The sequence below is a fragment of the Flavobacterium sp. genome (assembly GCF_044368625.1).
Taxonomy (GTDB): Bacteria; Bacteroidota; Bacteroidia; order Flavobacteriales; family Flavobacteriaceae; genus Flavobacterium.
In genome coordinates, this window is record NZ_JBIPPD010000239.1 from 1 (window position 1) to 4,593 (window position 4,593).

A 4,593-nucleotide genomic window follows, 5' to 3' on the forward strand; every position below is an offset into this window, starting at 1 on the left:
AACTTATCGATAACTCCATAAGTGTTGACGGCATGTAATCGGTTCTGTTCAACACGGGGTTCATTGTTGGCTTTTCAAGCCCAACGAACCCCTAGCTGTTAGCACTTCGCCCTTCTTTTCTGTCGTTGTTGTTCGTTGTCATTTCGTGTCTGTCTTGGTGCGTTGGCTTGGTGGCTCTTTTGCTGTTTTTTTCTTTGCGTTGTGAGGTTGGAAAAACTGCAAATGTGCCACCGTTGGCTATTTTAAATAAATCTCGTCTCTTACATAAGTGTTATTAAGCCAAAAACAATGTTTCGTATATTCTTTTGCTTTCGTCAATTTGTCTTTTGTAGGCAAAGGAAAGGTGTCAGCTGCGTTTGTTGCGTGTGGTCTTACGTGTGATACTGAATTGAAAGATTTGTTTGGAAAGTTTGTGTAACGAGTTGTTCCAATAACTTTCTTTACAATTTTGCCTTTTGAAACAATCTCTTTTGTCTTTGCCCAAACTTTCTCTGCTTCCAAAATGTCTGCATAAGGCATATTCCAAAACTTAACTTTTCTTAGAATCAATTGGTCGTTTTCAAATTGAAAAAACACGAACAGAAATTTGTGTTCCAAAATGTCTTTGAAATTGGAGTCGTCCCATTCTTCATTTACAATTTCTTCGTATTTGAAATTTGGAAATGAAATATCCTCTTTCGGTAAATTGTTTTCTTTAAGTCTTACAGTCTTTACAATGATTTCAGCCTTTTCAAATTCTTCAATTTCTTTGTCAAGTTAATTTTCATTTGGAACTGGCAATCCTAATTTTTGTAATGGAATATACTCGAAATAATAACCACATCTAACGCTAATGATATAATCCAAAACATCTTTGTATTTAGGATTCTTAAACCATTCGCTCAACAAATAAACATATTCAACTTCAATATTTAATTGAGATAATAATTTTTGATATTGTTTCTTTTTAAAATCACAGGTTTGTAATTTTTCATCTACCGAACCTTCACTTTGTTGAAACTTGCATTCAATAATGAACATAGTATTATTGATGATTACATAAATGCTGTCATCAGGTAATAAACGTTTTGAAATTAAATTTTTCCAATCAACGCCCTCAGCATCTAAAAATTTATAAAAACTATGTTTTTTAAAAACTCTTGCAACAAGTTTGTTCTTGTAAAATACATTTTCGCCAGTTACTTTATATCCTTTTTGTTTATTCAAAAATGTTGAAAGGTCTGTATTGCCTTCGAAAACTAGACCTGTTTTGGTATTTGCACCGCCTGTTCCTTTTGCTTTCATACTGTAAAAAGTTCAATTTTATTATTTAAGTGCTCGTATTTTTTTTTAGTAAGTTCAAGATATTCGTTATTCATATCAATTCCGATATATTGCCTATTTCCAATAACTTTAGCTGCAATACCTGTAGTTCCACCACCATTAAATGGGTCTAAAATTATAGCCCCTTCATTAGTTGATGCCGCAACAATTCTTTTTAATAATGACAATGGTTTCTGGGTTGGGTGTTTTCCAAATTCTTTCTCGCTTTGAGGAGGAGTTGGAATACTCCAAACAGACCTCATTTGTGTATCATTCTTTTTCATTGGGTCTTCTGGAAAATTTCCATTTTTCATTGCTTCATAGTTAAAAATATGCTTTGCTTTTTTATCTTTTCGTGCCCAAATAAGAGTTTCGTGACTTGCAGTAAAAAATCTACAACTTAGATTTGGTGCAGCATTAGGTTTAAACCAAGCAATATCATTCAAAATATGATAACCTAATTTTTGAATTAAAAATCCACATTGATAAATTGAATGATAAGTTCCACTTACCCATAATGTACCTTCAGGTTTTAAAATTCTATGACATTGTTTCAGCCAAGTTTCGTGAAACAATAAATCATCTTCAAATCCTTTACTTTTATCCCATTTTCCTTTGTTCACGCTTACCATTTTCCCGTTTTGACAAGAAAAGCCATCATTAGACAACATATAAGGAGGGTCTGCAAAAATCATATCTATACAATTATCAGGAAGCCTTGACATAATTTCTAAGCTGTCTCCGTTGTAAAGCGTAAAATCATCCCTTTTATAAAATGGATGAATACTTTCTTGTATTCCATTTTTTGAAATGAAACCTTGCAAGCTTTCGACTAAGTCTTTTGATATATTCATAATTGTATTTTTATCTCGTTGTAATTTATTTGTTCAATATGAAACAAAATATTCTGGTAATCAATATTTTTACACTGACCATTTTCTAATCGTTGAGCTAACATAAACACTTCTAAATATGGTTTTATGGTTCTCTCTCCTTCTTCATCTAATTCCCAATCAAATGTTTCTACCCATTCAAAAAGCTCTGGGATGATTTTATCTTTGTTATTTTCTATTAATTCCGAGATTTTCATATTTAGGCTGCTTTTGCGTTAGGGATAGTAGTGGAAATCCTTTTTTGAGGAACGAAAAAAAGATTGGAACGGATAGCCCGACCCTTTAGGGTAACGCCCAAATTTAAAATCACTCCCCCTTCACTGTAATTGTATTCAAAACCTTGTGTGTTTGTCCGCATTTCTTTTTTAGGTTCTTTTAAATACGCCCACTTGTCAAGTTCGTTTTTGTCTATATAAAACTCTGATGTTACTTCACCGTTTTGAATAAGGTCTCTCAATATCGTGAACTTTCCATCGTAGTTTGGTTGTGTTTTAAGGGTTGTAACCAAACCGTTAATCATTAAACCTGTATTTTCAAAAAGTCCAGTCGTTCCGCCTTTGTTGAAATTTTCGGAAATTGAAACAATATCTCCTGTGAGTTTAAATTCAGTTGGAAAGAATATATTTTCTGATGTTACTGGAAATGCTTCTGCTAAAGTTCCTTCTTCTAAAATCCATTCTGTTGGTGTAACGTCTTTTATGCTTTCATAAATATTAGTTCCTTTAAGATAAGCCAAAATGAAAATTCTTCTTCGTCTTTGTGGCATACCAAAATCTGCTGCATTTATTACTCTCCATTCTACAGCATAGCCTAATTCATTTAAACTTTGTAAAATAATTGCAAAGTCTCGTCCTCGTTGTCCAGATGGAGAAATAAGAAGCCTGTCAACGTTTTCAAGGAATAAATACTTTGGTTTGTTCTGTCTTTCAGAAATTATTTTGTGGATACTCCACCACAAAACACCTTTTTTCCCAATAAGTCCTTTTGAATTTTTTAGTGTTGTAGCAACCGAATAATCTTGGCAAGGAAAACCACCGACCAATAAATCGTGGTCGGGTATTTTGGAAACATCAACTTGTGCAATGTCTTCATTTGAATGTCCGTTTTTTCCAAAACGATTTTCATAAACCAAAGAAGCGTGTTGTGTTTTTGTCGATGGTTCCCATTGGTTACTCCAAACCACTTTATAAGATGATTTCAGCCCTTTTTTGTAACCTGATGATGCAGATTTTCCATTCCATCCTTCAAGTCCAAGACGAAAGCCTCCAACACCTGCAAATAATTCTACGACTTTAATTTCATTTTCCATTGTGAACAGTTTTTAGATATTTCACTTTTTCCTCAGCAACTTTTAAGATACTTAAATCTGCTTCCTCGTCAAGAATTTTGTAAGCGATTTGATCACTTAAAAAATCATTCTGCAATTCTTTTTCGTCAACTTTAAAAAAGTCAGCAACTTGCCTAATAATTTGCTTTGTCGGCTGTCTTTCATTGCGTTCAATCTTAGCTAGAAGCGAAGTGTCAATACTAATTTGCTCTGAAACAAATTTCAAAGTCAAGCCCGCTTCCTCTCTTAGATGTCTAAGATGTTCTCCAAATGATTTTGTTTTCTTTATCGTTGCCATATTGGTCAAATAATGTCCAAAAATAATGATAAAAAATTAATGGACAAAAAAAGTCCAAAGAAGTTTTCAACAATGTTTGGGTGGTGGGTGGGCTTGGGTGTGTCGGGCAAAATTAAATGTGCTGTTTTGGGTCGGCTTGTGTAAGGGAAAACAGCTCTTTTAATTTTGCGAAGCGTTGGCATTTTTCTGTTCGTTTGTTGTCGGTTGTGTCGGTCTTTTAGGGTGAGTGCTAACGGGCGGATTATTGTCGTCAGGTGGCGACCAAATAAAGACTAATTTTTAAATTTAAGACAGAACAATGAAAACACAAAACAATGATTCAGTTAAAGACCAAAATGCCACTTGCGACAATAATATGTTAGCATCTGGACGGGTTTTAAGAATGACTTTAAAACGCAAATGGTATGATATGATTTCGTCAGGAGAAAAGACGGAAGAGTATAGAGAAATTAAGCCATACTGGACTAAAAGATTTAAAGATTTTTTAGTAAAAAAACCTTTTGATTATATCATTTTTAAAAATGGTTATAATTCAAATTCTCCTGAAATGAAAGTTGAACTTTTAGATATTGGTTTTGGAATTTCAAAAGAAAAATGGGCAGGGGAAGTAACGGATTGTTATGTTCTTTATTTAGGAAAAGTTGTTTGGGATAACGCTTTACGCTAGTCTTGATGCTAACGTCAGACTGTGAAAAAACCTCACACCCGAGCGATAGCGAACTGACGAAGTAATCTTATTAACAAATATAACTAAAAAACTTGCATACAAAATA

At 33.4% G+C, this 4,593-nt stretch carries 7 protein-coding genes; 1 reads left to right on the plus strand and 6 read right to left on the minus strand.

Annotated features, from left to right (window positions below; all coding sequences use genetic code 11):
* Nucleotides 1-237: 237 nt before the first annotated feature.
* The 6 genes from ACIQ2X_RS13980 to ACIQ2X_RS14005 all read right to left on the minus strand — a co-directional run bounded on the left by ACIQ2X_RS13980 (nucleotide 238) and on the right by ACIQ2X_RS14005 (nucleotide 3,820).
* Nucleotides 238-576: a hypothetical protein gene (locus ACIQ2X_RS13980; protein ID WP_396179555.1), complete on the minus strand. Its 339-nt coding sequence runs from the start codon at nucleotides 574-576 to the stop codon at nucleotides 238-240.
* Between the two features lie 180 nt (nucleotides 577-756).
* Nucleotides 757-1,284 carry a PD-(D/E)XK nuclease superfamily protein gene (locus tag ACIQ2X_RS13985; RefSeq protein ID WP_396179556.1) on the minus strand — a complete coding sequence of 176 codons (528 nt, stop codon included), beginning with the start codon at nucleotides 1,282-1,284 and terminating at the stop codon, nucleotides 757-759.
* A complete protein-coding gene (locus tag ACIQ2X_RS13990; protein ID WP_396179557.1) occupies nucleotides 1,281-2,156 on the minus strand; it encodes a DNA-methyltransferase in 876 nt (291 codons plus the stop codon). Before ACIQ2X_RS13990 ends, ACIQ2X_RS13985 begins: the two co-directional genes overlap by 4 nt.
* The gene (locus ACIQ2X_RS13995; RefSeq protein ID WP_396179558.1) at nucleotides 2,153-2,392 is read right to left on the minus strand and encodes a hypothetical protein; all 240 of its coding nucleotides are present in this window, start codon (nucleotides 2,390-2,392) and stop codon (nucleotides 2,153-2,155) included. The genes ACIQ2X_RS13990 and ACIQ2X_RS13995 overlap by 4 nt, the downstream gene beginning before the upstream one ends.
* Before the next feature lie 2 nt (nucleotides 2,393-2,394).
* The gene (locus ACIQ2X_RS14000; protein ID WP_396179559.1) at nucleotides 2,395-3,504 is read right to left on the minus strand and encodes a DNA cytosine methyltransferase; all 1,110 of its coding nucleotides are present in this window, start codon (nucleotides 3,502-3,504) and stop codon (nucleotides 2,395-2,397) included.
* The gene (locus tag ACIQ2X_RS14005; protein ID WP_396179560.1) at nucleotides 3,494-3,820 is read right to left on the minus strand and encodes a helix-turn-helix domain-containing protein; all 327 of its coding nucleotides are present in this window, start codon (nucleotides 3,818-3,820) and stop codon (nucleotides 3,494-3,496) included. The genes ACIQ2X_RS14000 and ACIQ2X_RS14005 overlap by 11 nt, the downstream gene beginning before the upstream one ends.
* A gap of 298 nt (nucleotides 3,821-4,118) precedes the next feature.
* Between ACIQ2X_RS14005 and ACIQ2X_RS14010 the strand changes: the two genes are divergently transcribed.
* Nucleotides 4,119-4,487, plus strand: coding sequence for an ASCH domain-containing protein (locus ACIQ2X_RS14010; RefSeq protein ID WP_396179561.1), 369 nt, complete (start codon nucleotides 4,119-4,121; stop codon nucleotides 4,485-4,487).
* Nucleotides 4,488-4,593 lie beyond the last annotated feature (106 nt).

Bases quoted from the DNA above. Each gene is read 5' to 3' on its own strand.
- ACIQ2X_RS13985 (WP_396179556.1), bottom strand. From the start codon at position 1,284: ATGAAAGCAAAAGGAACAGGCGGTGCAAATACCAAAACAGGTCTAGTT.
- ACIQ2X_RS13990 (WP_396179557.1), bottom strand. From the start codon at position 2,156: ATGAATATATCAAAAGACTTAGTCGAAAGCTTGCAAGGTTTCATTTCA.
- ACIQ2X_RS13995 (WP_396179558.1), bottom strand. From the start codon at position 2,392: ATGAAAATCTCGGAATTAATAGAAAATAACAAAGATAAAATCATCCCA.
- ACIQ2X_RS14000 (WP_396179559.1), bottom strand. From the start codon at position 3,504: ATGGAAAATGAAATTAAAGTCGTAGAATTATTTGCAGGTGTTGGAGGC.
- ACIQ2X_RS14005 (WP_396179560.1), bottom strand. From the start codon at position 3,820: ATGGCAACGATAAAGAAAACAAAATCATTTGGAGAACATCTTAGACAT.
- ACIQ2X_RS14010 (WP_396179561.1), top strand. From the start codon at position 4,119: ATGAAAACACAAAACAATGATTCAGTTAAAGACCAAAATGCCACTTGC.